Annotated in this window: 25 protein-coding genes; 18 read left to right on the forward strand and 7 right to left on the reverse strand. The window is 65.9% G+C overall.

The features are described from left to right. Window positions 1–42: 42 nt before the first annotated feature. Window positions 43–996: a M48 family metallopeptidase gene (locus DV733_RS12345; RefSeq protein WP_049994417.1), complete on the reverse strand. Its 954-nt coding sequence runs from the start codon at window positions 994–996 to the stop codon at window positions 43–45. Window positions 997–1,119: 123 nt separating this feature from the next. Here DV733_RS12345 and DV733_RS12350 point away from each other — a divergent pair, with 123 nt between their 5' ends. Then, on the forward strand, window positions 1,120–1,338 hold the full coding sequence (locus DV733_RS12350; protein WP_049994416.1) for a hypothetical protein: 219 nt from the start codon (window positions 1,120–1,122) through the stop codon (window positions 1,336–1,338). A gap of 15 nt (window positions 1,339–1,353) precedes the next feature. On the opposite strand, the gene DV733_RS12355 is transcribed toward DV733_RS12350, so the two are convergent. Both DV733_RS12355 and DV733_RS12360 read right to left on the reverse strand, forming a co-directional pair. After that, window positions 1,354–2,259 (reverse strand): DMT family transporter, encoded by a 906-nt coding sequence (locus DV733_RS12355; protein WP_049994415.1) that lies wholly within the window; start codon window positions 2,257–2,259, stop codon window positions 1,354–1,356. Between the two features lie 21 nt (window positions 2,260–2,280). Beyond that, window positions 2,281–2,775: a CBS domain-containing protein gene (locus tag DV733_RS12360; RefSeq protein ID WP_049994414.1), complete on the reverse strand. Its 495-nt coding sequence runs from the start codon at window positions 2,773–2,775 to the stop codon at window positions 2,281–2,283. 114 nt (window positions 2,776–2,889) lie between these two features. On the opposite strand from DV733_RS12360, the gene DV733_RS12365 reads away from it, so the two are divergent. The 3 genes from DV733_RS12365 to DV733_RS12375 all read left to right on the forward strand — a co-directional run bounded on the left by DV733_RS12365 (window position 2,890) and on the right by DV733_RS12375 (window position 4,266). Beyond that, a complete protein-coding gene (locus DV733_RS12365) occupies window positions 2,890–3,522 on the forward strand; it encodes a ribonuclease HI (protein WP_049994413.1) in 633 nt (210 codons plus the stop codon). A 124-nt stretch (window positions 3,523–3,646) separates the two neighbouring features. Continuing rightward, the gene (locus DV733_RS12370; RefSeq protein ID WP_049994412.1) at window positions 3,647–3,865 is read left to right on the forward strand and encodes a DUF7557 family protein; all 219 of its coding nucleotides are present in this window, start codon (window positions 3,647–3,649) and stop codon (window positions 3,863–3,865) included. Further along, window positions 3,862–4,266, forward strand: a complete 405-nt coding sequence (locus DV733_RS12375) for a type II toxin-antitoxin system VapC family toxin (protein WP_049994411.1) — start codon at window positions 3,862–3,864, stop codon at window positions 4,264–4,266. The genes DV733_RS12370 and DV733_RS12375 overlap by 4 nt, the downstream gene beginning before the upstream one ends. Window positions 4,267–4,268: 2 nt before the next feature. On the opposite strand, the gene DV733_RS12380 is transcribed toward DV733_RS12375, so the two are convergent. Further along, window positions 4,269–6,521, reverse strand: coding sequence for an NADP-dependent malic enzyme (locus DV733_RS12380; protein ID WP_049994410.1), 2,253 nt, complete (start codon window positions 6,519–6,521; stop codon window positions 4,269–4,271). Between the two features lie 162 nt (window positions 6,522–6,683). Here DV733_RS12380 and DV733_RS12385 point away from each other — a divergent pair, with 162 nt between their 5' ends. Next, on the forward strand, window positions 6,684–8,405 hold the full coding sequence (locus DV733_RS12385) for a sensor histidine kinase (RefSeq protein WP_049994409.1): 1,722 nt from the start codon (window positions 6,684–6,686) through the stop codon (window positions 8,403–8,405). A 21-nt stretch (window positions 8,406–8,426) separates the two neighbouring features. Beyond that, the gene (locus tag DV733_RS12390) at window positions 8,427–9,269 is read left to right on the forward strand and encodes a COX15/CtaA family protein (protein WP_049994408.1); all 843 of its coding nucleotides are present in this window, start codon (window positions 8,427–8,429) and stop codon (window positions 9,267–9,269) included. 11 nt (window positions 9,270–9,280) lie between these two features. On the opposite strand, the gene DV733_RS12395 is transcribed toward DV733_RS12390, so the two are convergent. Beyond that, window positions 9,281–9,526: a hypothetical protein gene (locus tag DV733_RS12395; RefSeq protein WP_049994407.1), complete on the reverse strand. Its 246-nt coding sequence runs from the start codon at window positions 9,524–9,526 to the stop codon at window positions 9,281–9,283. A gap of 118 nt (window positions 9,527–9,644) precedes the next feature. Here DV733_RS12395 and DV733_RS12400 point away from each other — a divergent pair, with 118 nt between their 5' ends. From DV733_RS12400 to gcvPB, 4 genes are all read left to right on the forward strand, one after another. After that, complete coding sequence (locus tag DV733_RS12400) at window positions 9,645–10,391, forward strand: prephenate dehydrogenase/arogenate dehydrogenase family protein (protein ID WP_049994406.1); 747 nt, start codon at window positions 9,645–9,647, stop codon at window positions 10,389–10,391. Then, entirely contained in the window at window positions 10,388–11,800 is a 1,413-nt protein-coding gene (locus tag DV733_RS12405; RefSeq protein WP_049994405.1) for a small ribosomal subunit Rsm22 family protein, read from the forward strand. Before DV733_RS12400 ends, DV733_RS12405 begins: the two co-directional genes overlap by 4 nt. Window positions 11,801–11,894: 94 nt before the next feature. Further along, window positions 11,895–13,226: an aminomethyl-transferring glycine dehydrogenase subunit GcvPA gene (gene gcvPA, locus DV733_RS12410; protein WP_049994404.1), complete on the forward strand. Its 1,332-nt coding sequence runs from the start codon at window positions 11,895–11,897 to the stop codon at window positions 13,224–13,226. Beyond that, the gene (gene gcvPB, locus DV733_RS12415; RefSeq protein WP_049994403.1) at window positions 13,227–14,657 is read left to right on the forward strand and encodes an aminomethyl-transferring glycine dehydrogenase subunit GcvPB; all 1,431 of its coding nucleotides are present in this window, start codon (window positions 13,227–13,229) and stop codon (window positions 14,655–14,657) included. A 9-nt stretch (window positions 14,658–14,666) separates the two neighbouring features. Here gcvPB and DV733_RS12420 read toward each other — a convergent pair whose 3' ends face one another. Then, window positions 14,667–15,905, reverse strand: coding sequence for a glycosyltransferase family 87 protein (locus tag DV733_RS12420; RefSeq protein ID WP_049994402.1), 1,239 nt, complete (start codon window positions 15,903–15,905; stop codon window positions 14,667–14,669). Window positions 15,906–15,969: 64 nt separating this feature from the next. Further along, window positions 15,970–16,536 carry a fasciclin domain-containing protein gene (locus tag DV733_RS12425; RefSeq protein WP_049994401.1) on the reverse strand — a complete coding sequence of 189 codons (567 nt, stop codon included), beginning with the start codon at window positions 16,534–16,536 and terminating at the stop codon, window positions 15,970–15,972. 176 nt (window positions 16,537–16,712) lie between these two features. Here DV733_RS12425 and DV733_RS12430 point away from each other — a divergent pair, with 176 nt between their 5' ends. From DV733_RS12430 to DV733_RS12465, 8 genes are all read left to right on the forward strand, one after another. Further along, complete coding sequence (locus DV733_RS12430) at window positions 16,713–17,618, forward strand: MBL fold metallo-hydrolase (protein ID WP_049994400.1); 906 nt, start codon at window positions 16,713–16,715, stop codon at window positions 17,616–17,618. A 62-nt stretch (window positions 17,619–17,680) separates the two neighbouring features. Further along, window positions 17,681–18,628 carry an MBL fold metallo-hydrolase gene (locus DV733_RS12435; RefSeq protein ID WP_049994399.1) on the forward strand — a complete coding sequence of 316 codons (948 nt, stop codon included), beginning with the start codon at window positions 17,681–17,683 and terminating at the stop codon, window positions 18,626–18,628. Between the two features lie 151 nt (window positions 18,629–18,779). After that, window positions 18,780–19,433, forward strand: a complete 654-nt coding sequence (locus tag DV733_RS12440) for a helix-turn-helix domain-containing protein (protein ID WP_049994398.1) — start codon at window positions 18,780–18,782, stop codon at window positions 19,431–19,433. Between the two features lie 118 nt (window positions 19,434–19,551). Next, the gene (locus DV733_RS12445; protein WP_049995311.1) at window positions 19,552–19,776 is read left to right on the forward strand and encodes a 4Fe-4S ferredoxin N-terminal domain-containing protein; all 225 of its coding nucleotides are present in this window, start codon (window positions 19,552–19,554) and stop codon (window positions 19,774–19,776) included. Beyond that, entirely contained in the window at window positions 19,769–22,240 is a 2,472-nt protein-coding gene (locus DV733_RS12450; RefSeq protein WP_049994397.1) for a molybdopterin-dependent oxidoreductase, read from the forward strand. Before DV733_RS12445 ends, DV733_RS12450 begins: the two co-directional genes overlap by 8 nt. Continuing rightward, entirely contained in the window at window positions 22,237–22,965 is a 729-nt protein-coding gene (dsrO, locus tag DV733_RS12455) for a sulfate reduction electron transfer complex DsrMKJOP subunit DsrO (protein WP_049994396.1), read from the forward strand. The genes DV733_RS12450 and dsrO overlap by 4 nt, the downstream gene beginning before the upstream one ends. Continuing rightward, window positions 22,962–24,296: an NrfD/PsrC family molybdoenzyme membrane anchor subunit gene (gene nrfD, locus DV733_RS12460; RefSeq protein WP_079979472.1), complete on the forward strand. Its 1,335-nt coding sequence runs from the start codon at window positions 22,962–22,964 to the stop codon at window positions 24,294–24,296. The genes dsrO and nrfD overlap by 4 nt, the downstream gene beginning before the upstream one ends. Further along, complete coding sequence (locus DV733_RS12465) at window positions 24,289–24,831, forward strand: TorD/DmsD family molecular chaperone (RefSeq protein ID WP_049994395.1); 543 nt, start codon at window positions 24,289–24,291, stop codon at window positions 24,829–24,831. Before nrfD ends, DV733_RS12465 begins: the two co-directional genes overlap by 8 nt. Window positions 24,832–24,840: the final 9 nt, after the last annotated feature.

Consider the following 24,840-nt stretch of genomic DNA (forward strand, 5'->3'; position numbering starts at 1 on the left):
ACGCGAGCGAACGTGAACTATCCGGCGGCCTCGGCAGGTCGGTCACTCGATCGGAACGCGTCGGCCCCGAAGCGAGTCGGCCTCGGCACGGTCGAGCAGTCGCTCGATTCGATCGTCCATCGGCGGATGCGTCGATAGCAGACGCGTCAGCACCCCTTCGTCGTCACCCTGGACGTACAGTGTCGAGAGCAGGCCGCGCTGGCGTTCGGTCGCGCGATCGATCTTCCGGAGCGCGCGGGCCAGTGCGAGTGGCCGACCCGTGATTTCGACGGCGCGGTCGTCTGCGGCGTATTCACGGCGCCGGGAGTGAGCGCGGATCAGCACGGTGAGTCCGATCGCCAGCAGCGTCACGCTGAGGGTCGCCCAGTAGTAGACGACCATGACGGGGTTGCGCGTCCACTCACCTGGCCGACCGCGGATCCAGGCCAGGCCGCGAGCGATCCCGGTGACCAGAAACAGTAGGGGGAGCAGGGGGAGCAACAGCAGCCCGACGATCGTCCGGAGGACGCTGTAGGAGAGCGTCTGGACGAAGGCGTCGTAGCTTTCGAGATGAGCCAGTTCGTGGGCGAGGATCGCCTCGCGCTCGTCAGGCGAGAGGACGCGCAAGAGTGAGCGGTCGAAGACGAGCACGCCCGAGCGGACGCCGCCGAGCGCGAACGCGTTGGGGACGCCCAGGTCCGCGACGACGACGCGCGGTCGTTCGACGGTCATCCGCTGTTCGAGTCTGTCGAGTTGGTCGAACAGCGCCGGGGCGTTTCGAGGGCGGATCTCGATCCCGCCCAGTCCCGCGAGTAGCTGGCGGGTCCCGAAGCGGTAGCTCAGGTAGCTCGCGACGAGCACGACGAGACCGATCGTGAGCAGGGCGGTCAGCGGGTCCGGCGGGCGTTCCAGCAGGTAGACGAAGAGCTCGTAGGTCAGGAGCGCTGCCAGCAGGTAGACGACGAGTAGCGCAGTCCCGACCAGCCACATGAGCGCCCGTCGAGAGAGCCGCGACATGTATCTCCTGTAAGTGTTGCTGTCGGTTTAGCTCCCCCGCTTCTCAGTCGACCATAATTATATTATGCGAGCGGCGTAACGTACCGAAGTGTATCTGGCGGGGGTCAGGTACGTGGGGGTTCCATGCGCAGGCTCTTCGACACACCAGTGGCTGACACCGGTATCGACAGCGATCACATCGTCTCCGGCGTCGCGTTCTGGTCGGCGGTCTGTCTGCCGTTCGTCCAGCTCTCGCTGCTCGCTGGCGGACTCGACTCCAGGCGAGGTCTCACCGTGCTCGCACTCTTGTTCGTCCTCAACGTGTTGGCGCTCGTCGCCGGCCACCAGTATCGGCGTGAGTAGGCCGACGTTCCCGACTCACGCGAACCGCGAGAGTTCGCTGGCGAGTGCCCGACGCTTCAGGAGCGCGAACCCGCTCGCGATACAGACGAATCCGATAGCCGTCGAGATGTCGATCACTTCGCCCAGTAGCGCGACGCCGACGACGGCGGCGACGACCGGCGCGAGATAGGAGACGAGGTTGATCTCGATCGGCCCGAGTCGCTCCAGCAGGTCGAAGTAGATGAGAAAGCCGATCGCACTGGCGACTACGGAGAGATAGCCCAGCGCAAACAGAGCTTGAGGCGACCACGTGATTGCAGCCAGTCGCTCTCCGGGGAGGGTGAGCGCGAGTCCGTGCATGAGTATCGCACCGCCGACCATCGACCAGGCCTCCATCGTCTCGATCGGGAGATCGGCGTCGAGCCACCGCGTGAGGACGCTCCCGAGCGCAAAGGAGACGGCAGCGCCGAACACGAGCAGGCTGGAGACGACGTCCTCGGTCAGGAGATTCGATGGATCGGGACTGACAAGCACGCCCACGCCGACCACTCCGAGGATCATCCCGGCGATTCCAGCGACGGTGAGGCGCTCTTCGGGGAGGAACAGGCGGGCGAACCCCGTGGTGAGCACAGGAGAGAGACTCACGATGACGGCCGCTGCGGCGCTGGTCGTCCCCTGTTCGCCGACGAACAGGAAGACGTGATAGCCGGCGATGAGAAAGATCGCGCCGACCGCGATCGCGGCCCAGTCCCGTCGATTGCGGGGCCGCCACTGATCGACAGCGACGGCCGCGTAGGCGAACATGAGCACGCCCGCGATGTCGTAGCGGATCGCCGCGAACAGCACTGGTGGGATGTCGGCCAGTCCGGCCTTGATGGCGACGAAGGCGCTGCCCCAGACCACCGAGAGGACGAGAAACAACAGGAGGTTGCGATAGCGCACCGTTTCGGCTCCCCGTCAGGGTCAGATGGACTGCTCGCGTTCGCTGAGCGTCCGCAGGACGTCCTCACGGGTGATGATCCCGACGAGGTCGCCGCCCTCGACTACTGGTAGGCGGTTGATGTCCCGCTCTGAATCGGCCAGGAAGTCGATCACGGTGTCGACGCTGTCCTCGGGCGAGACGGTGACGACGTCGGTGATCATGACGTCGCTGATCGGCTTGCCGGAGTTTTTCACGAGATCGATCCCGACGTCGAGGTCGTTCCAGGAGAGATCGACGCCGTAGGTCAGCGTCTCGATAAAGGGCGGGAAGCCGATGGGGATCCACAGCGTCCGATCCGAGGGCTGGAAGAGATCCACGAGATCCGTCTCGGTGACGACACCGACTACGGCCCCGCCCTCGACGACGGGGAAGCCGCTGAAGTCGGCTTTCGCCAGGCGGGTCAGCACCTCGCTGACGTCGTCGTCGGGCGTGATCGTCTCGACCGGACTCGTCATGATGTCGCGAGCAGTGACCATGTGCGGGCCAACGACCGGCCCGGCCGTAGGCGTTCCGGTCGCCGGCAACTGGGCCGGGGCTGTCGTTTCTGCCCGTGCCCACACTTTTAAATCAGTGGATCACGAATCGAGGGTATGGCCGCATATGGCCGGCCGTCGTTGCGGGATCTGTTCGACGAATCGCCAACCCCCCACATCGCGCATCCGCCGCGCACACATCACCGAGACTTCTACGTCGCTACCGACGGCTCGTTCAGAGAGTCGGGTGGCGGTCTCGGCGTCGTCATCGAGACGCGAGACGGCGAGCGCGTCGGACGGCTCTCGGTCGGGGATCGATCGCCGGACAACAACGTCGCCGAGTACCGGGCGCTGCACCTCGGGCTGGACCTGCTCGCCGCACGAGCGCCGTCGAGTGCGCGCGTCGGCGTCCTGCTCGACCACGACGATCTGGCGGCGAACGTCAACGCCGCCGTCCTGGCGTCACGAGCACCCACAGCCGAGCCACCGCACCAGCTGGCGGTTCCCGCGGAGACGCGGTACCACTGGCGAGGCGTGATGGCTCGGATCAACGGCTTCGAGGAGATCCGCGCCGCACGGATCTCCAGCGACCGTAATCCCGCTCATCCGCTGGCGAACGCGCCCGACCAGTACGGGCACGTCAACAACGAGCCCGATCGGTGCGTCCTGCCCGAACCGATCGAGCCCACCGACGAACGGGTCCCACCGCCGTCGCGATCCAATCGCGGCAGCGCCAACGCGAGCGACTAGACGGCCACCAGCCCCCGGCTCTCTCCGGGTCCAGACTCCTCCCTCGCGTTCTCGTTGCGTTGCCTGACACCGATTTCCGTGGGCGGACGAAACGATTACATCGACACGCATACAACGCATACATATGAGTACCTCAATTCGCGTTTCGGACGATACCAAGTCTATGCTCGCCGTTCTGAAAGAGGACGACGAGAGCTGGGACGAATTTTTAGCCCGGCTTGCCCGGCGAGAACGCGATGTCGACGAACTCGGCGGGTTTGCTGCCGAGGGCATCGAGAAGAGTATGGAACAGACACACGAGGACCTGAACGAATCGCTCGCCGATAACGTCGAAACAGAATGATCTGTCTCGATAATAGCGTCCTTCGGCGCTTCGCCAGTCCAAATCCGTCCCCCGGTGTCGATGAATATCTCAAAGAGAACGCCTCGGTCCCGTGGGTAATTCCTGCAACAGTCGCCTTCGAGTACTACGTCTTCTACGATACGCAAGCAGAGATACGTACGCAGCAACGACTGCTCAACTCACGGCTGGACGGGATTTTACCGCTCACTGACGAGGTGGCTTCCGAGGCAGCCCAACTACAGACGCTCCTCGCTGAACACGATATCGCTCTCGATCTCGTTGATCTTCTTCACGTCGCGACTGCACGAGATTCCGGCGCGACGTTCGTCACGCGGGACGCCGGTGACTTCGACAAACAACCCCTCAAAGATCTACTTTCGATCGATATTATCGACAGCTAGTTTCACTCCTCCTGTGCGTCCACCACCGCGACCCCTGCAAGGTTTACGATATCCTTCACTTCGTCACCGCGCTGGATGACGTGGACGGGTTTGTCCATGCCGACGAGCATCGGGCCGATGGCTTCGGCGCCACCGAGTCGCTGCAGGAGTTTGTAGCCGATGTTGCCGGCTTCGAGATTCGGGAAGACGAGCACGTTCGCGGGGTCGTCGAGGTCGGAGAACTCGTAGGTATCGGTGAGGATCTCCTCGACGACGGCGGTGTCGGCCTGCATCTCGCCGTCGACCGGGAAGTCCACAGCCGGATCGTCCCGGAGCATCTCGGCTGCGCGCCGGGGCTTTTCGGTCCCCTCGGTGTCGACACTGCCGAAGTTCGAGTAGGAGAGGATCGCCGCCCGCGGGTCGACGTTGAACTCGCGTGCGAGGTCGGCGGTGTGGCGCGTGACTTCGGCCATCACTTCGGCGCTGGGATCGGTATTGACGGTCGTATCGGCACAGAAGATCACCTGATTCTTGAACGTCAACATGTAGACGCCGGCGACGTAGTCGGCGTCCGGCGCGGTCCCGACGACCCGCAACGGTGGTCTGAGCGCGGAGGGATAGTGATGAGTCAGCCCCGTGAGCATGGCGTCGGCTTCGTCCATCTCGACGAGGACGCTGCCGAGGTAGTTGCCGTCCCGGATCAACTCGCCGGCTTCCCGGCGCGTGACTCCCTTGCGCTGGCGGAGTTCGTACAGCCGGTCGGCGTATCGTTCGAGGTCGGATTCGTCGGGGTCGAGGATGTCAGGATCGAAACTGAGACCGAGCGTCTCGACGATGGCGGTGATCCGGTCGCGATCGCCCAGCAGGAGCGGGCGAGCGATCCCCTGGTCGACCAGCTGGTATGCCGCCCGGATCATCTTCTCGTCGTCGCCCTCCGCGAGCACGACGCGTTTGGGGTCGCTCTTTGCCTTGTTCAACACCACGCGCATCATCTCCCGACTCTTGCCGAGGCGGGCTTCGAGCTTCTCGACGTAGTCGTCGAGGTCGAGACTCGCCCGGGCCGAGCCCGACTCCATGGCTGCCTCGGCGACGGCGGGCGTCACCTCGAAGAGGACACGCGGGTCCAGTGGTTTGGGGATGATGTACTCGGGGCCGAACTGTAGCGGCTCGTCACCGTAGGCCTTGACGACGGCGTCGGGGACGTCTTGTCTCGCGAGCGAGGCCAACGCCCTGGCGGCCGCGACTTTCATCTCCTCGTTGATCTCGGTCGCCCGGACGTCCAGTGCTCCGCGGAAGATGAAGGGGAACCCGAGCACGTTGTTGACCTGGTTCGGGTAATCAGAGCGCCCGGTGGCCATGATGACCGTGTCGTCGCGGGCGTGCTTGGCGTCCTCGTAGGCGATCTCCGGATCGGGATTGGCCATCGCGAAGATGATCGGATTTTCCGCCATCGAGCGGACCATCTCCTGGTCGACGATCCCGCCGACCGAGAGACCGACGAAGACGTCCGCGCCCGCTATCGCGTCGGCGAGATCACCCTCGGGGCGGTCGCTGGCGAACTCCCGTTTGAACTCGTTGACCTCGTCAGCTTCCGCCCGAGCGTCGGTGATGATCCCCGAGGAGTCACACATCGTGACGTTCTCACGATCGACGCCGAGCGAGACGTAGAAGCGGGCGGTTGCGATGGCGCTGGCACCCGCACCGGAGAAGACGATGTCGAGCTCTGCGAGATCCTTGCCGGCGATTTCGGCCGCGTTGAGCAGTGCAGCGCCCGAGATGATCGCGGTCCCGTGCTGGTCGTCGTGGAAGACCGGGACGTCCATCTGCTCGCGCAGGCGACGCTCGACCTCGAAACACTCCGGCGCTTTGATGTCTTCGAGGTTGATCCCCCCGAAGGTCGGCTCCATCGCCGAGACGGCCCCGACCATCGCGTCGGGGTCGTCTGCGTCGAGTTCCAGGTCGAAGACGTCGATGTCGGCGAAGCGCTTGAACAGGACGCCCTTGCCCTCCATGACCGGCTTGCAGGCTTCGGGGCCGATGTCGCCCAGGCCGAGAGTGGCACTGCCGTCCGAGACGACGGCCACGAGGTTGCCCTTGGCCGTGTATTTGAAGACGTCGCTCGGGTTGTCACGGATGTTCCGGCAGGGTGCGGCGACGCCCGGGGAGTACGCCAGCGAGAGGTCACGTTGCGTGTTGGTCGGTTTGGTGGTCGCGATCTCGATCTTGCCAGGTGGATCCTGACTGTGGTAGTCGAGTGCGTCCTCGTCGAGTCCCATGGCCAATGGCGGTCGGGCGCGGACAAAAAGCTAGGCCGGCGTGCCAATATTGACCGATGATACTCGGGCCCACAGGTATTTATTGTCACGACCGTGGGTACTACCCGAGTAACGCGTGAGTGTGGGTCCCGTTCAGTCGCCCGACCGAGGAGGTGAGTACCGATGGTAGTCGACGTGAGCGGCTTGCCGTGGCTGACGGTGCTGTGTCTCGTGACCGGTATCGCCCCGTTCGTGCTGGTGGGCGTCCTCGCACGCTATCGCGGCAAGCCTGGAGTGGACTGGTTCATCGTGTCGCTGCTGTTCTACGGCGGCTGGTGTCTCACCTACGGTCTCAGCCTGTTCGTCGCCGACTACGAGTTGCGAGTCGCCTTCGAGACTGTTTCGTGGATGGCGTTTCTCTGTATCGGCTACCCGTTTCTCGGGTTCGCGCTGGATTACACTGGCCGGAGCGACCTCCGCAAGTCGTGGCTGTTCGCTGCCCTCGGGGTCGGACCGGCCGTCGGGGTGGCGCTGGTCGCGACCAACGCCTGGCACGGCCTCGTCTGGCAGGACCCGACGATCGTCCGGGCCTACGATGCGGTCCTCCTCGACTACGCGATCCAGCCGCTGGGGTTCGCGGCCGCGTCGGTCGGGTTGACGTACTCCGGTATCGCGGTCTTGCTCCTGCTCGATACGGTCCTCAACTACGGTCCGTTGTATCGTCGGGAAGCGATCGCCGTCGCGCTCAGCCCGCTTCCGCCGTCGGTCGGGCTGATCGTCTGGTGGTTCGGGCTCGGGCCGGTCGACGCCGTCAACTGGGGCGTCGTCGCGTCGCTGCCGCACGCGGCACTGGACGCCTACGCATTCGTCGGCAAGAACATGTTCGCGACCAGCCCCGCGACCCGTCGCGTCGCCGACGAGACGGCCCTCGATACGCTCCCCGATCCCGTCGTCGTCCTCGACGAGTCCGACCGCGTGGTCGAGTTCAACGACGCGGCGGCCCGCGTCTTCGATGGCCTCTCGACCGACCGAATCGGCACGCCAGTTTCGGCGGCCCTCCCGATCGAGTTCCCCGGGAGCGACGACTACGTTAGCGTCTCCGGTGAGTCTGGACGCTACGAGTTCGCCGTCGACGAGACGTCGCTGTCGGACCCACGTGGGGCCGTCGTCGGGTCGACGGTTCTCTTTCGGGACATCACCGACGAGCGCGAACGCGAGCAGCGGCTGGAAGTCCTGAATCGCGTCCTCCGGCACAACCTCCGGAACAAGCTGACGGCGATCGGCGGCTACGCGGCTCAGATCGAGGCGGACGCCGGCGACCCCGAACTGTCACGATGGGCGCGCAAGATCGGGGACAGCGGCGACGAACTGGTCGCGATCGGCGAGAAAGCCCGCACCTTCGACAGTCTCAGACAGACCGACGTCACTCCCGTCCGACTCGACGTCGAGACGTTTCTGGCCGACGTTGTCTCGGACCTGACGGCCGACTACCCCGAAGCCAGGATCGACACCCGCGTCGACGTCGCGGGGACGGTCCGCACCGATCCGGACCTGCTGGGGCTGGCGCTGCGAAACGTCGTCGAGAACGCCATCGTCCACGACGATTCGGACGCGCCGCAGATTCACGTCAGCGCTCGCGAGAGCGAGGAGAGCCTGGTCATCGAGATCCAAGACGAGGGGCCGGGGATCCCAGAGCAGGAACTGGCGGTCGTCGCGGACGGCGTCGAGAGCGACCTCGAACACGGTAGCGGGATCGGGCTGTGGATCGTCGAGTGGTCGATGCGACGACTCGAGGGCGACGTTCGATTCGAATCTACAGACGAGGGGACGAGGGTCACGCTCGTCGTGTCGGCCGAGACGACCGTCGAGCTCCCGCCGAAAGCGGAAACGAACGGCCATAAGTAGATGCGGTCCCGAACCCCGGGTATGCAACTCCGGCGACTGCTCGCGGGCACGACAGGGCTGACGTTCGTCCTCATGCTCCTGGGCGTCTACACAGCGGGCTCGGGCGCGGGCCTCACCTGCGGCGCGCGGTGGCCGTTCTGTGACGGGGCCGTCTTCGGCCTCTTTCCCGCGAACTGGATGAGCTTCGTCGAGTGGTTCCACCGCCTCGTGGCGATGGTCACGGGCTTCGTCATCCTCGGGGCGGCGGCGCTGGCCTGGCGACGCGGCGCGGATCGACGCGTCCGCTTCGCACTGCTGGGTTCGATCGCGCTCCTCCCGGTACAGATCGGACTGGGCGCGCTAACGGTGACTGTCGGTGGGCTCTTCCCGTGGGGGTACTCCCCGCCGGTGCAGGCCGCCCACTACCTCGCGGCGCTGTCGATCTTCACGCTGATCGTCTACGCGACCGCCATCACGTACGCGCCGGTCGACCGCTCGCGACTCCGGCTGGCGGCTGTCGCGGCCGTCGCGCTCGTCCCGCTCGGCCACCTGTTCAGCTTCGGGACTGTCTTCGCGTACACGCCAGAGACACAGATCGTCTACTACGGGCTGGCGCTGGTGCTGTTCGCGCTGCTGGTCGCCGTCGGAACCTGGGGACGCCGTGACGCGAGTCGCGAGACGACCTGGCAAGCCTCCCTGAGCATCGTCGCCGGACTTCTGCTCGCCGTACAGATGCTGCTGGGTCGGCACGCGCTGGACCCGCAAGGGTTGATCCTGGCCGACTCCGTCGCTGGACTCGTGTTCGTCTGCCTGCTCGGGGCGGCCTGGTTTGCCTATCGCGCCGACGACGCCGAGATTCCGCTGGTTGGATCGCTGGCGCGGTGAGTGCGGTCCGGTCAGTGCTGACCGAACCGTGAGTCTGTCTTCCCGACTGCGTCCTCGGGGTTGACCCCGCTATTCTCGCCGCCGTCAGCCATCACCGTTATCACGCCGCGACCGAGGACGAACAATCCCACTATCGCGAGTCCGCCCCAGAGGAGGACGTTGCTCGCGCCGCCGAGATCCTGCAGTAGTCGTACTGTGCCTCCGAACGTGGCGAGCGCGCCGACCGCGATGAGTACCGTTCCGATGAGCTTTCGCATCTCCTTTCCCTCCACTGATGACGTCGAAACGTTCGGCTGCCAGCCCTGAAAAAGCACTGCTGCTCGCCGGGAGAGATGACCGAACCGCTTTTGGCCGGCGGCCGGGAAGCAATCGCCGATGAACGTCCTCGTGGTCGGGGCCGGCGAGATGGGCCGGTGGTTCGCGAGCGCCTTGCGCGACGGCAGCGACGCTACCGTCGAAATCGCGTTCTGTGACGCCGACCCAGCAGTCGCAGAGGCCGCCGCCGATCTACTGGACGCTCGCGTCGTCGCCCTAGATACCGCAGCGACCTTCGACGTGGTCTGCGTGGCTGTGCCGATCCCGGCCGCCGAGGAAGTGATCGCCCGATTCGCCGACCGAACAGACGCAGCGATGGTCGACCTCGCGGGGTACATGGCCGGCCCGCTGGCTGCCATGCGCGAGCACGCGAGCGAGCGCCAACGAGTCAGTCTCCACCCCCTGTTCGCCGCCGAGAACGCGCCCGGCAACGTCGCCGCCGTGGTCGACTCGGACGGGCCGACAGTCGAGGCCATCCGCGGGGCACTCGCCGCACGCGGAAACACCTGGGTCGCAACCGACGCCGAGACCCACGACGAGGCCATGGAGACGGTCCAGGCGGCCGCCCACACCGCCGTGCTCGCGTTCGGACTGGCCGCCCGAGATATTCCAGACGAGTTCCAGACCCCCATCTCGGCGGGACTGTTCGACCTCCTCGAACAGGTGACTGGCAACGATCCGCGGGTGTACGCCGACATTCAGGCCACCTTCGATGGTGCAGGAGCGGTCGCCGACGCCGCTCGGAAGATCGCCGACGCAGACCGCGAGACCTTCGAGGCGCTCTATCGGGAGGCCGATCTACGATGAGTGACCGTCGCCAGGCCATCCGCGAGAACGCCCAGTACCTCCGGAACGTCCGGCCGATCGATCCCGGGGAGATCTACGAGTACGTCGACGGCCAGCCCCATCCCGCCGTCGTTCGTGAGACTCTGCGCGAACTCGCTCTGGAACTCGACTTGATCGAGCGCGAGGACGGCACGTTCGTCCCCGCGCCCGAGGGACCTGTCTCGACGGACTTCCACGGCGTCGAGGCGTTTCCCGAGGCCCACGCCCGCGAACTCGAAGACCTGCTGGTCGACGAGTTCGGTCCCGGCTGGCCCGAGGGGACCAGCGGCGAACGCCTCCGCCAGCGCCTCGCCACGCTCAAGGAGGCCTACTTCGAGCAACGCGAAGTCGGGTACGACGACCTCACCGCGCTGGCCTACGCGATCTACCATCTTCCCGACAACTACGCCGTCACCCAGTACGTCCTGGCTCCGCTGATCCGGGAGGGACAGGTTCCGTCCAGCTTGCGGGTGCTCGACGTCGGGGCCGGTACGGGCGGGCCGGCGCTCGGGCTCGCTGACCTCCTTCCTGACGAGGCGCTCGTGGAGTACCACGCCGTCGAGCCGAGTGCCAACGCCGACGTTCTCGAGACGATGCTCGAAGAGACGGGTCGCAACGTCCACACGACGATCCACCGCGAACGCGCCCAGGAGTTCGAGCCCGCGGGCGAGTTCGACCTGATCCTGATCGCGAACGTGCTCAACGAACTCGACGATCCCGCGGGAGTCGTCGAGGAGTACGGCGAGTGGCTCGCCGAGCACGGAAATCTCGTCGCCATCGAACCCGCAGACCGGAATACGGCGACGGGGCTGCGCCGGGTCGAGCGCGCGGTCGAGGACGAGTTCACGATCTATGCGCCGACCTGCCGGCTCTGGCCCGACCGCTCGCCCGACGTCGACTGCTGGTCGTTCGACCGCAAGCCCAATCTCGAAGTTCCGGCGTTCCAGCGCAGACTCGACGACGCTGCGGGCGGGGCCTTCGAGGACGGCACGTTCGTCAACGTGGACGTCCAGTTCGCCTACTCGATCCTCCGCACAGATGAGGCCGAGCGGATCGCCTACACGCCCGATCGCTCGCGGGTCGCCTCGCTTTCCGAAGCCGGTGAGCTGGTGACCGAGCGGGTCGATCTGGTGGTGATCAAACTGAGCCACGACCTCAGCGACGGCGGCAATCCGCTGTTCGTCGTCGGCGACGGCAGCGAGCGCGAGCGCGTCTTCGCCGTGCTCACCAACGAGTCACTGCTGACTCAGGACTTGCTCGACGCACCGTACGGTGGCCTGCTCGACATCGAGAACGCACTGATTCTCTGGAACGACGACGAGGGGGCGTTCAACCTCGTCATCGACGACCAGGCGGTCGTCGACGACGCCTCGCCGGCGTCGCTTCGGTGAGTGGTCGGGTACAGCGAGAGACGTAGTCTCGGTACAGTCTTATACGCGGGGTCGTTAGCCCCGCCAAGTCAATGACCGTTCGGAGGGTGTTCCTATGACGGATACCGGACGGGGCAGCCCCTACGCCCCGCACACGGCGGCCGAGACGCGATCGATGCTCGACGCGGTGGGCGTCGACGACGAAGAAGCGCTGTTCGACGTGCCCAACTCGATCAGGTTCGACGGACAGTTCGGGATCGACGCCAGGAGCGAGTCTGCGACCCGCCGGGAGGCCCGGCGGACGCTCGCGCGCAACGACGATCTCGTCTCGTTTCTCGGGCGGGGTCACTACGCCCACGAGATTCCCTCGGTGGTCGCGGATCTCGCCTCGCGCTCTGAGTTTCTGACCTCCTACACGCAGTACCAGCCCGAAGTCGCCCAGGGATTCCTGCAGGCACTGTTCGAGTACCAGTCGATGCTGGTCGAACTCACGGGATTGGAGATCGCCAACTGCTCGATGCACGACCGGGCGACGGCGCTGGGCGAAGCTGCGACCCTCGCCACACGCGTTCGCGAGACCGCTGGATCGACCGTGCTGGTCCCCGATCTCGTCCGCGAGGAACAACGAGCCGTCCTCGAAAACTACGCTCGCGGCGGCGACCTCTCGATCGCGACCGTCCCGACCGACGACGGCACCGTCGATATCGATGCCCTCGAAGGTATCATCGACGAGGAGGTCGTGATGGTCTACGCCGAGAATCCCACTGTTCGAGGAACCATCGAGGAGGGCCTCGAAACGATCGGTGACCTCGCTGCCGCTCACGACGCGCTGTTCTGTCTGGGCTCCGACCCCGTTGCGCTCGCACTGCTCGAAGAGCCAGCCAGCGTCGGCGCGGACGTGGTCGTCGGCGACGCCGGGACACTCGGACTGGGGCAGGCCTACGGGATGGGCCACGGGCTCTTTGCCACCCGCGAGGACTTCCTCCGGCAGGTCCCGGGACGGCTCGTCGGGGCGAGCACGGACCAGAGCGGTCGGCGGGCCTACACGCTGACGCTACAGACCCGCGAGCAGCACATCCGCCGTGAGCGTGCGACTTCGAACATCTGCACGAATCAGGCCTGGGTCGCCCTCCGGACGGCGATGCACGTCGCCTGGCTCGGCCCCGACGGCCTGCTGGAACTCGCCGAAGACTGCGTCCGCAACGCCCGTGAGCTGGCCGCCCGTGTCGACGAAATCGACGGCCTACACGCGCCCGTCCACGACCGCCACCACTTCCGGGAGTTCGTCGTCGCGACCGATCAGCCCGCCGACGCGATCCGTGACCGACTCGCCAAGGAAGGCTTCGCCGTCCACGCCGTCGACGAACACCGCCTGCAACTGTGTGTGACCGACGCCAACGAGCACGCGACGGACCGACTCGTCGCCGCGCTTCGGGAGGTGGCCTGAATGCGCTACGATCAGGCTCGCTGGGCCGACGACGACGCCTACGAACCCCTGCTGGTCGAGAAACGCGAGGCCGCGGTTTCGCCCGGCGACAGCGAGGACGCACCGCTGCCCGACGATCTCACCCGCGATTCGCTCTCGCTGCCCGCGCTCGCCGAACCCGAACTGGCGCGTCACTACACCCGCCTCTCCCAGGAGACCTACGGCGTCACCAGCGGCCCGTTCCCGCTGGGCAGTTGCACGATGAAGTACAATCCGCCGCTGCTCGAAGACGTCGCGGCCGATCCGTCGGCGGCGGTCCACCCCGACCGCCCGGTCGAGACGATCCAGGGTACCCTCGAAGTCATGGCGACGCTGCAGGACTGGCTGGGTCGGATCGGCGGGATGGACGCCGTGACCCTCCAGCCGCCCGCGGGGGCGGCGGGCGAGTACACCGGCCTGTTGATCGCGAAAGCCTACCACGAGGATCACGGCAACGATCGCGACGAGGTCATCATCCCCGACAGCGCTCACGGGACCAACTTCGCGAGCGCGGCGATGGCCGGCTTCGACGTGGTCGAACTCCCCAGCGCCGAGGACGGCCGGGTCGACATGGACGCCCTGGAGGCAGCCGTCGGTGACTCGACGGCCGCACTGATGCTCACCAACCCCAACACGCTCGGGCTGTTCGAGCGCGATATCGAGGCGATCGCCGAGATCGTCCACGACGCCGGCGGGCTGCTGTACTACGACGGCGCGAACCTCAACGCCCTGCTCGGACGCGCTCGCCCGGGCGACATGGGCTTCGACGTGATGCACTACAACGTCCACAAGACCTTCGCGACGCCCCACGGCGGTGGCGGCCCCGGTGCTGGCCCGGTCGGCGTCGTCTCCGATCTCGCCCCCTATCTGCCCGAACCACACGTCAGGGAGACAGCGGATAGCGACTACGAACTCTACGAGCCCGAGCGCACAGTCGGCAAGGTCCACGGCTTCCACGGCAACTGGCTCGTCCTGCTGAAGGCCTACGCGTACATCCGGCGACTCGGTGACGCGGGACTTTCCGACGCCAGCGCGAAGGCCGTCCTCAACGCGAACTATCTGGCCGAGCAGATCGACCTGGAAATCCCGTACGGCCCCTTCCATCACGAGTTCGTCGCGAGCGCGGGCGACCGGGACGCGATCGACGTCGCCAAACACATGCTGGATTTCGGCGTCCACCCGCCGACGACGAAGTGGCCGGAACTGGTCTCCGAGGCGCTGATGACCGAGCCCACGGAAGTCGAGTCCAAAGAGACGCTCGACCAGCTGGCCGCGGCGTTCGAAGCGGCCTCGGCCGCCGATGCCGCCGATCTCGACGACGCGCCCCGGCGGACCACTGCCCGGCGGATCGACCAGGTCGAGGCCGCCCGGAATCCCCGGCTGTCCTGGCACGCATTCGACGGCCCGGAGTGACGGGCTCTCCTACTCCTCGAAAAACTGCGGCCCGTATTTCTGCTGTCGATGCAGGAGACAGCCAGCGAGAATCAGAAGCACGCCCACGAGCCCCGGCGTCGCGAACGTGAACGCTGGCTTGAGGACGTCCGCGAGCACGCTACTCGAGAGATCCGCGGCCGCGAGCAGCACCTCCACGTCGTCCCAGCGGATCGCGACCGAGGCGAGCAGCGCGCCCGCGACGAGCAACTGCCGGGGCCGCCCCGATTCGAGCAGATACAGCAGCGGAACCAGCGGGAAGTAGAGGATCACGACGTAGATCGGGAACGAGGGGAAGAAGACGAGGATCGCGACCATCGTGCCCATGATCGAGACGAGCCGATCCTCTCGATCCTCGATCGTCCGGTAGAGGTACGCGATCGGCGGCGCGAGGACGACCAGCGCGAGCAGGCCGTAGAACGTCGGATCGACGCCCGGGAGGAGCACCGAGATTGGCCGGCGGATCGTCAGATAGGTCGCCTCGGGATCGAGCCCGCCGGCGAACTCGCCCGGTGAGAACCGCGGCAAGATTGCGTGTTCGACGTAGGCGATCGAGAGATCGACGCCGAAGACCAGAAAGCCGAGTGCGAACCCGACGATTGCGGTCCCGACGGCGGCGGCGATAGCGCGCCAGGCCCGCCGTCGAAGTAGCCAGACGCCGACTGCGGCGGGAAAGACCTTGACGAACGCCGCGAGTCCGAAGGCGCTCCCGGCCAGGATCTCGCGGTCGCGGTCGAGCGCGACGAATCCCAGGGCAAGTGCCGCGACCATGTGGTGGTTGACCTGTCCGAACACGAGCGAGGGCATCGAGTGGACCGAGATGACGACGAATCCGGCGATCAGGCCGCGATCGAGCCACGGCAGACGCGTCTCGCCGATGCGCTCGACGTACCTGACGATGAGCCACGCACCCGCCAGTCCCGCGACGACAGTGAGGAGGGTGTGAATCGCGAAGCCGACTTTCCAGCCGACCAGCGCCAGCGGCACGAACCCCAGGACCGTGATCGGCGGGTAGACGTAGTGGAAGTAGTCTGCCAGCCCCTCGGGGACGGCCGTATAGAAGTTCCCGCCTTCGAGGGCAACTTCTCCCGCGAGGTCGTAGACGACGTAGTCGATGGCGAGGTGGCCGCGGCTGGCGAGCAGGATGTACAGGAGGTTCCCGATCCCGAGTGCGACCCCCACGAGGAGGACGGCACGGGTGCTCAGTCTCGTCTCGGTGATGCGTCGCACGTCCGGGTGGGACGCTCAGGTCCGTAAAAAACGGTGTGATTCGATAGAACTGTCGTCGCGGGTGTTAGCTCTCCAGCAGGACGCCGTCGATCGCGTGGAGCACACCGTTGGACGCCTCGAAGTCCGTCGCGACGATGGTGGCCTGTCCGTCGTTCAGGACGCCACCGTCCTGGGTGACGAAGCCCTTGTTCAGCATGCGCAGGCGGGGCGCGCCCAGCACGGACTTGGCGTAGCGGCGGCCCCGGGTGAGGTGGTAGGCCAGGACGTCGGCCGGGATATCGTCCGCGTTGGCCTCGTCGAAGCCAATCGCCGCGAAGGCGTCGTCGACGGGGGCGAACACCGTGTACTGGCCGCGCGCGGTGTTCAGCGTCTTCAGGAGCGCGGGCTTGGCCACGAGGCCGGCGATCAGCGTGTCGAATTGACCTGCGTAGGGGCCACTCGTGTTGGCCGCGATGGCGAACTCGACGAGCGTGGGGTCGGCGCTCGCCCCTTGTCGCTGCCGGGCGGCGTCACGGCCGCGCGGCCCCCGTCCGCGTCGTGCGCTCGCGGTGCCGACGCCCCCGACTGCCAGTGCCGCACCGGCCGCGCCAATCGTCTTCAATACTGTCCGTCGGCCGATGGGTCTCTGCATAGTAGATTCCTCAACTCCTGTTCGCTCGCGGGGATATTAACCTCGATACCCATTCCTTTCGGTAGTAGAGCGCCCCGAGAGCATAAAATCGATCACCGAGAGTCCCACGGCCGGTTCGAGACGTAGCACCACCGAAAGGACCAGTGTTTTTGTCGCTTGCCCACCCCACTCGCCGTATGGCAATCGGCGACGTCTTCGAAGTCACGACTGGCTCCTGTTCGGATCTCTACTACGTCGATACCGGGATGTACGACGTCGAGGAGTACGGCTCGGTCTACCTGCTCGACGACGAGCGGCCCGCGCTGGTCGACACTGGAATCGGGACCAACTACGAGCGGATCCTCGACCTACTCGATCACGCGGGCGTCGCGCCCGAGGACCTGGCCGTGATCGCAGTGACGCACGTCCACCTCGATCACGCCGGCGGCGCGGGCTTGCTCGCCGAGGTCTGCCCGAACGCCGAGGTGTACGTCCACGAGCGAGGCGCGCCGCACCTCCTCGACCCCACACGGCTCTGGGAGGGAACGAAAGCGGCCGTCGGCGAACAGATCGACTTCTACACCGAGCCCGAGCCCGTCTCCGAGGACCGACTGACGACGCTGACCGACGGCGACGAGATCGATCTCGGGACCCACTCGCTGCTCGCTCACCACGCGCCCGGCCACGCCCCCCACCAGATGGCCTTCGAAGATCCCGCAAACGACGCGGTGTTCACGGCCGACGCCGCCGGGATCTACACGCCTTCGACCGACGAGGTCCACGTCACCAGTCCGCCGCCGCAGTTCGATCTCGAACAGGCACTCACGGACGTCGAAATGCTTGCAGATCTCGACCCGGAGACGTTGCTGTACGCACACTTCGGGCCGGCCCCGACCGCAGATCGCCTGGAAACGTACGCCGAGCGACTCGACTCCTGGGTCGCGGACGTCGCGGCCGTCCGCGAAGACGCCGAGAGTGACGAGGCAGTGATCGAGCATTTCCAGACCACCCTGGAGACGCCGGCCGTCTGGAGCGACGTGAAAGCGCGCGCAGAGATCGGGATGAACGTCCGGGGCGTGTTGCGGTATCTCGACGCCGAGTGATCGGCTCGCGGGTGCGCGTCTTGGCCGGTACGTTTTTATTGGCTCTCGGAGACGCTGCAGGTATGGCCGTGGGGGATTTCAACGCAGTTTCGATCGGGGAGTGTCGCGATATCTACGCCGTCGACGTCGGGATGTACGATCTGGCGAATCACGCGTCGGTGTACGTTCTGGACGCGCCCAAACCGACCATCGTCGAGGCCGGGACGGGTGCGAACGCCGAGCGGGTCGTCCACGCACTGACCGAACTCGGGATCGCCGCCGAGGACGTCGCAAACATCGTTTTGACGCACGTTCACCTGGATCACGCCGGCGGTGCGGCTTTTCTCTCACGCGTCTGCTCGAACGCGGACGTGTACGTCCACGAGCACGGCGTGCCGCACCTGCAAGATCCCGACTTTCTGGTCGAGAGAACGAAGCGGCTCGTCGGTGAGGAGGGGTGGAATCGCTACTACGTCCAGCCCGGATCGATCGACGCCCACCGTATCCGGCCGCTCGCCGACGGCGACGTGATCGATCTCGGCGATCGAGCGCTCAGAGTTCGTCACGCGCCGGGCCACGCCGGCCACCAGGTGCTGTTGCACTCGCCCAGCGACGACGCCGTCTTCACCGGCGACGCGCTCGGGATCTACGTGCCCGAGACGGACTCGATTCGGCCGATATCACCGCCGCCAGCGTTCGACGCCGAGCAGGCGCTGGCAGATATCGAGACGATCCGCGACCTCGAGCCGTCGACGCTGCTGTTCAGTCACTTCGGCGCGGCTCCGACTGGTGACCGTCTCGACCGGGCCGCCGAAGCTATCGTCGAGTGGGTCAGCACAGTACAGGACGCCCGGGAGACGGCCGAGGCCGACGGTGCGGTCGTCGCGACGTTCGTCGACGCGGTCGAAGGGCCCGATCGGTGGTCGAATATCGTCGCCGAGACCGACACCGCGATGAACGTCCGCGGCGTCCTGCAGTATCTCGACCGCCAGGGCGGCGAGTTGCCGGTTGGGATCGCCCGCCGCGAGTGAGACTGTTCGACACAGTGTTGTCGATGGAGCAGACGAGTCTGCTGCTGGGGCACCGACTGCGATGGGCCAACTGCCGGTGGACGGCTGTGTCCATTCTCGAATAGTGAAAACTAGCACCATCTTCAGGGTCGTCGGGAACAAAACTGGACGTATGTGCCCTGCCACGGACGCTGGCGCTGATCTCTCGGACCGTCGAGACCGGCTGGTCCGGGACTCGAAGCGGAGACTGACGGCCGAACTGGTCGTCACGTTCGATCCGTCCGAGTGCGCCTGCCCGGTCGTCCTCGACTGCGAGACGGCGTCGCCGATCGATCATCACGTGATCGACGACACCTGTCACGTCACGTGCCGCGGCGCGGAAGACGAGACTGCTGTCCACCACCGACAGACGCAGATCGATGGTGAGTGCATCTGTCGGATCATCGCGCGAAACGGTTGTAATCCCTCGCTGCAGTCGATCTCTGACTACGAACTGCTCGTCCGGACGAACCCACCCGACAGAGAGACGTTGCGGGCGCTGGTCTCCGATCTCGGCACTGTCGCCGAGACGGTCCGGCTCCAGCAGCTGGTCGTCGACACCGACGAGGACGAGTCGCGGTCGGAACTGGTCAACCTCGACGGGCTGACCGACACCGAACGCGAGACGATCGACCGTGCGATCGTCGCCGGCTACTACGATCGACCGCGGAGCATCTCCTTCGACGACCTCGCTGCGGAACTCGACGTCTCGAAGTCTGCCCTCTCGAAACGACTTAGCTCGGTCGAGTCCAAGATCATGCGCGACCTGTTCCACGACATCGAGTGAGCAGCGCTACCCCTATTTAAAACACTCAACAGTGTCCGGATAGTCGGTAGCGTGAGCGCTGTGTATATACAGTCGTGGTGACCTCCACGTGACCGACAGCAACGAGTCAGACGAGCAGATGGCGGCCGTTCTCGACGATCCCGAGTGGCAAGATCACGTCGAAGAGGTCCTCGAGGACGGCCCGAACAGTACAGCACTGGGAAAAGAGATGGGCCGGGACGCCGTCCGGGTAAGCATCGGCGAGATGTCCGAGGCGGCGTTCCACGAGAAGTATCACGACGCCGTCCTCGAGGAGTTCGGCGTCGACGACCGGCCGACGAAACCGGAGGGATACGATGAGTGAACAGGAGGGCGTCAGCCGACGAACTGTCTTGCTCAGTGCGGGGACGGCGGCCGGCGTCCTCGGCCTCGGCGGGTCGAGCCTGCTGCAGTCGCTCGACACCGGTGGACAGACCCACGCCGTCGAGCAGTTCCTCGACGAGAACGGCGTGTTCCACGGCTACTGTTCGCCGAACTGTCGCGGCAAGTGCCAGATGGACGTCCACGTCCGCGACGGACAGATCAAGAAGGTCGAACCGAAAGTCCCGGACAACGAGGACTACCAGCGCTCGTGTACCCTCGGACTCAACCACGCCCAGCGGACCTACAACCCGACGCGGTTGAAATATCCGATGAAACGGACCGACTGGTCGCCCGGCGACCCGAATCCGTCGGGACGTGGCCCGGACGCCGAGTTCGAGCGCATCGAGTGGGACGAGGCCCTCGACTACGTCGCAGACGAGATGCTCCGCGTGCGCGAGGAGTACTCGCCTGAGAGCGTCTACTTCGAACTCGGTTCGGGGACCGACGGCATCGGGGGGACCATCTACAGTCGCCTGGCCGGCGCGTTCGGCGGGACGATGAAGTCCTGGTCGATCGACATCAACGTCGGCCTGGGCTTCCGTCGGATCACCGGTGGCGGCTACTTCAACACCCCGACCAACCAGGCGACAGACATCGAGAACGCCAACACGATCGTCATCTGGGGCGGCAACATCTTCGAGAGTCGCTTCCAGATGGACGCCTCGAAAGTGTTGAACGCAAAACAAAACGGTGCGAAGATCGTCGTCGTCGACCCCGTCTACAACACGACGACCGCCAAGGCCGACATGTGGCTCCCGGTCAAGCCCGGGAAGGACGGCCACCTCACGATGGCGATGATCCACACGGCCTTCGAGGAGGACTACCTCGACGAGGAGTTCCTCCGAGAACGCACGCTCGGGCCGGCCCTGGTCCGAGACGACGGCTCGTTGCTGCGGACGGCCGACGTCTTCGCGGACGGTGACGAGGAGACGCCGGTCGCCCTCGACGAAGAATCGGGCGAACCAGTCGCCCTCGAACCAGAGACCTACGGCGAGTACGCCCTCTTTGGTGAGTACGAGGTCGACGGCGAGACGGTGACGACCGGCCTCACGGAGATCCGCGAGGCCGCTGCCGAGTACACGCCCGAGGAGATGGCCGACTACGTCGGCGTCGACGCCGAGAACATCCGCCAGACGGTTCGGTGGCTCGGCACGCGTGGCCCGGGCGGGATCCTGACCGGCCTCGGTGTCGACCGCTACGTCTACGGCCACATCTTCGGACAGGCCTACGCCATCCTGCTCGCACTGCTCGGCCAGTACGGGATGAGCGGCTGTGTGACCGGTGGCATCACCCAGGGCGGCGGGTTCGCGAGCGACTACGGCGCCGTCGAGGACGCGCCCGGCGCACGCTATCTCCAGCAGAAGGGGATCCTCTCGGCGCTGGCAGGCGACGATGAGAAGCCGATCAAGGCCATGTACGCCATGGCGTCGAACTTCACTGCCAACCAGATGCCCGACCGCCAGCGCTGGCTGGATGCGCTCGAAAACGTCGACATGGTCGCCGTGGCCGACATGCAACACACGCCGAACGTCCAGCACGCCGACATCGTCCTGCCGGCGTCGCACTGGTTCGAACGCGAGGACGTCACCGGCTCGTGGACCCAGCCACACGTTCGCTACCGCGAACCGGCACACGAGCCGCTCTGGGAGTCCAAAAGCGACCACTGGATGCTCACCCGCCTGGCCGAGCGGCTGGGATACGGCGAGCACTTCGACCGCGACCGCGAGACGACGCTGCGCAAGATCCTGGACGCCGAGGATCGGTTCACGCTCGAAGACCTTCGCGAGAAGGGGACCTTCTTCGACGACAGCGCTCCCGAGATCATCTGGCAGGGCGAGTTCAACACCCCGAGCGGTCGGCTGGAAATCTACGACGAGGACGCCCCCAGCGAGGACGGCACCTCGCTGGAAGTCCCGGTCCCGATGGAGAGCCGAACCGACGAGGATCACGAACTCGCCGACGAGTATCCGCTGACCTTCTTGCAGAAACACAGTCGGTGGCGGATCCACTCGCAGTTCGGCCGGATGCCCCGGATGCGACAGATCGAACCCGAGCCTGTCGTGGACATCAACCCCAGCGACGCCGAGGCTCGCGGCATCGACGACGGCGAGTACGTCCGCATCTACAACGACCGCGGCGAGGTCGTGGTGAAGGCGCGCTACAACGAGGGGTACCGACCCGGGATGGTCAACGTCAACCAGGGCTGGTGGGGCGACGACTACGTCCGCGGCCACCACAACGACCTGACGCACACGGACGTCAGCGACGCCATCGAGAACTTCGCGTTCTACGACACTCGCGTCGAAGTCGAGTCGGCACCGGACGACATCGATACCAGCCAGTACACGGACCCCGAACGGGCCGCGTGGCTCGACGGGTACCCGGACGGAGGTGAGAACGCATGACCAACTACGGAATGGTGATCGACCAGGAGCGATGTATCGGCTGTCAAGCCTGTGCGACGAGTTGCATGGAAGAGAACAACGTGGGTCTGGGCCAGGCCTGGAACCGCGTGCTCACTGAAGGCGGTGACAACATCGAGACCCCGGCCGGAAGCTACCCCGAAGACGGTGGCGACGGGACCGGGACGATGTCGATGGACTTCCAGCCGACGGCCTGTCAGCACTGTGAGAACGCACCCTGCGTGAAAGTCTGTCCGGTCAACGCGACCTACACGCGCGACGACGGGATCGTCGAGATCGACTACGACAAGTGTATGGGTTGCCGCTACTGCATGGCGGCCTGCCCGTACAACGCACGGGTGTTCAACTACGACGAACCCGACCACGTCCCCGACGAGGGGACCGGGAACGTCCCGAAACGGCCGCAGGGCGTCGTCGAGAAGTGTACGTTCTGCAGCCACCGCGTCGAGCAAGACCTCGATCCGGCCTGTGTGGACGCCTGCCCCGCCGACGCGCGGATCTTCGGCGACCTCGACGACGAGGAAAGTACCGTCTCGAAGTACGTCAACAAGTACGAGACCCACCGGCTCCTCGAAGATCTGGAGACGAAACCGAGCACGTACTACGTGCGCGGGGAGATGACCCCCGGTCGACAGCGTTCCGGCAAGGAACTGGAGGGGACGGAGAAAAAACGTCAGGCCGTGCCCGACGGAGGTGACGACCAATGAGCGAGACCACCAGTACGGACGGGTTCGGCACGCCCGGGAAGGTCTGGCTCGGCACGCTCGTCGTGCTCGTCGTGGCCGGGCTGTTCGCCTGGTTCTACCAGCTCAGCGAAGGACTCGCAGTGACCGGGATGAACAACGTGTTCTCCTGGGGGCTGTACATCATGCTGTTCGTGTTCTTCGTCGGCCTCTCGGCCGGCGGACTGATCATCTCCAGCGTGCCCAAGTTCTTCCATTCGGATCGCTACGACTCGATCGCGGCGCTGGGCGTGCTGGTCAGCTTCGCCTGCATCGTCGTCGCAGGGCTGCTGATCATCCCCGACCTCGGGCGACCGCTGAAAGCGATCGGCTTCCTGCTGTCGCCGGACTTCCGGTCGCCGATGGTCTGGGACTTCGCAATCGTCATCGTCTACGGCCTGTTCACGGCCGGGTACTTCTGGCTGCTGACCCGGCGCGATCTCGCCGCACGCGGCTCGCGACTGGCCTTCGGTGTGAAAGACACCGCGGCCGGCCGCAAGCGGGACAAGAAGCTGAGCTTCTGGGCGGCCGCGATCGCCATCCCGCTGGCGGTCGCGCTGCACTCGATAACCGGCTGGATCTTCGCGCTACAGATCGGCCGTGGTGACTGGTTCAGCCCGCTGGTCGCGCCGATGTTCATCATGAAGGCGCTGGTCTCCGGGCTGGCGCTGATGCTGGTCGTCGCGGTCCTGGCCGACCGATTCACGCGGTTCGAGCTGTCCCGCGAGCTGGTTCCGGAACTCGGCAAAGTACTGGGAATCTTCGTCGCGGTCCACATCGTCTACCTGCTGGCGGCCGAGCGCCTCCCGCACGCGTGGGCAGACAGCTTCGGGTTCTGGTCGATCACCAGCGGCTTCCTCGTCGGCGACACGCTGTCGTTCTGGCTGTGGACGCTCGTCGGCGGGGTGATCCCGCTGGCTTTGCTGGTCCTCCCGTCGCTGCGGCGGCAGGTCTGGGCGGTGTTCACCGCGAGCGTGTTCGCCATCGTCGGCATCCTCTTCGAGGGCGTGAACCTCATCTTCACCGGCTACGACCAGCTCAACATCGACGCCGCACCCGGCGTCACCACCGGGACTGACTACCTGAACTACGGGTCGAACGTCTGGGCGACCTCGGGCTCGTACACCCCGACGATCGTCGAGCTGTTGATCTCGCTCGGGTTAGTCGCGCTCGGCGCGCTGATCGTGACGCTCGGACTCCGGTTCTTCCCGGTGTTCCCGGACGAGACGGTCGAGACCCACACCCGCCGCGAGCGCCCCGACGCTGCCGCGGCCGACGGCGGACAGGCACGGACTGACGGTGGTACTGATGAGTGACGCCGCCGACGTGAGGGGCGAGTCGGCCCAGATCGCCCAGGGCTACGCCGTGCTGGCGCGGTGCTGGCGACAGCCCGACGAGGCGCTGGTCGACGCGATCGAGTCGGGCGCGCTCGACGCCATCGTCCCGGGGATCGAGACGGTCGATCTTCAGCGGATGCGGACCGAGCACGCCCGGCTGTTCGTCGGCCCGAAAGACCCGCCGTGTCCGCCCTACGAGAGCGTCTACCGCGACGCCGACGAGGAAGGGTTCGGTGACGTCCTCGGGTCGTCGACCAGGGCGGTCGTCCGGTGGTACCGGGAGTACGGCCTTGGCCTCGATCCCGACTGGCCTGATTTGCCGGACCACGTCGCGACCGAACTGGAGTTCGCGGGCCATCTGGTGGCTACCGAGTCGCCGGCCACTCTCGAACAGTTCCTCGACGAGCATCCGCGGCAGTGGTTCGGGAGGTTCCTCGAGAGCGTCAGAGTGGCGACCGACGAGCCGTTCTACCGGGAACTCGCCGACGCGACCGAACGGGCCGCGTTCGAATAGTTTCTCTCT

Source organism: Halapricum salinum (assembly GCF_004799665.1).
GTDB lineage: Archaea > Halobacteriota > Halobacteria > Halobacteriales > Haloarculaceae > Halapricum > Halapricum salinum.

Bases quoted from the DNA above. Each gene is read 5' to 3' on its own strand.
- DV733_RS12345 (WP_049994417.1), bottom strand. From the start codon at position 996: ATGTCGCGGCTCTCTCGACGGGCGCTCATGTGGCTGGTCGGGACTGCG.
- DV733_RS12350 (WP_049994416.1), top strand. From the start codon at position 1,120: ATGCGCAGGCTCTTCGACACACCAGTGGCTGACACCGGTATCGACAGC.
- DV733_RS12360 (WP_049994414.1), bottom strand. From the start codon at position 2,775: ATGGTCACTGCTCGCGACATCATGACGAGTCCGGTCGAGACGATCACG.
- DV733_RS12365 (WP_049994413.1), top strand. From the start codon at position 2,890: ATGGCCGCATATGGCCGGCCGTCGTTGCGGGATCTGTTCGACGAATCG.
- DV733_RS12370 (WP_049994412.1), top strand. From the start codon at position 3,647: ATGAGTACCTCAATTCGCGTTTCGGACGATACCAAGTCTATGCTCGCC.
- DV733_RS12375 (WP_049994411.1), top strand. From the start codon at position 3,862: ATGATCTGTCTCGATAATAGCGTCCTTCGGCGCTTCGCCAGTCCAAAT.
- DV733_RS12380 (WP_049994410.1), bottom strand. From the start codon at position 6,521: ATGGGACTCGACGAGGACGCACTCGACTACCACAGTCAGGATCCACCT.
- DV733_RS12385 (WP_049994409.1), top strand. From the start codon at position 6,684: ATGGTAGTCGACGTGAGCGGCTTGCCGTGGCTGACGGTGCTGTGTCTC.
- DV733_RS12390 (WP_049994408.1), top strand. From the start codon at position 8,427: ATGCAACTCCGGCGACTGCTCGCGGGCACGACAGGGCTGACGTTCGTC.
- DV733_RS12395 (WP_049994407.1), bottom strand. From the start codon at position 9,526: ATGCGAAAGCTCATCGGAACGGTACTCATCGCGGTCGGCGCGCTCGCC.
- DV733_RS12400 (WP_049994406.1), top strand. From the start codon at position 9,645: ATGAACGTCCTCGTGGTCGGGGCCGGCGAGATGGGCCGGTGGTTCGCG.
- DV733_RS12405 (WP_049994405.1), top strand. From the start codon at position 10,388: ATGAGTGACCGTCGCCAGGCCATCCGCGAGAACGCCCAGTACCTCCGG.
- gcvPA (WP_049994404.1), top strand. From the start codon at position 11,895: ATGACGGATACCGGACGGGGCAGCCCCTACGCCCCGCACACGGCGGCC.
- gcvPB (WP_049994403.1), top strand. From the start codon at position 13,227: ATGCGCTACGATCAGGCTCGCTGGGCCGACGACGACGCCTACGAACCC.
- DV733_RS12425 (WP_049994401.1), bottom strand. From the start codon at position 16,536: ATGCAGAGACCCATCGGCCGACGGACAGTATTGAAGACGATTGGCGCG.
- DV733_RS12430 (WP_049994400.1), top strand. From the start codon at position 16,713: ATGGCAATCGGCGACGTCTTCGAAGTCACGACTGGCTCCTGTTCGGAT.
- DV733_RS12435 (WP_049994399.1), top strand. From the start codon at position 17,681: ATGGCCGTGGGGGATTTCAACGCAGTTTCGATCGGGGAGTGTCGCGAT.
- DV733_RS12440 (WP_049994398.1), top strand. From the start codon at position 18,780: ATGTGCCCTGCCACGGACGCTGGCGCTGATCTCTCGGACCGTCGAGAC.
- DV733_RS12445 (WP_049995311.1), top strand. From the start codon at position 19,552: ATGGCGGCCGTTCTCGACGATCCCGAGTGGCAAGATCACGTCGAAGAG.
- DV733_RS12450 (WP_049994397.1), top strand. From the start codon at position 19,769: ATGAGTGAACAGGAGGGCGTCAGCCGACGAACTGTCTTGCTCAGTGCG.
- dsrO (WP_049994396.1), top strand. From the start codon at position 22,237: ATGACCAACTACGGAATGGTGATCGACCAGGAGCGATGTATCGGCTGT.
- nrfD (WP_079979472.1), top strand. From the start codon at position 22,962: ATGAGCGAGACCACCAGTACGGACGGGTTCGGCACGCCCGGGAAGGTC.
- DV733_RS12465 (WP_049994395.1), top strand. From the start codon at position 24,289: ATGAGTGACGCCGCCGACGTGAGGGGCGAGTCGGCCCAGATCGCCCAG.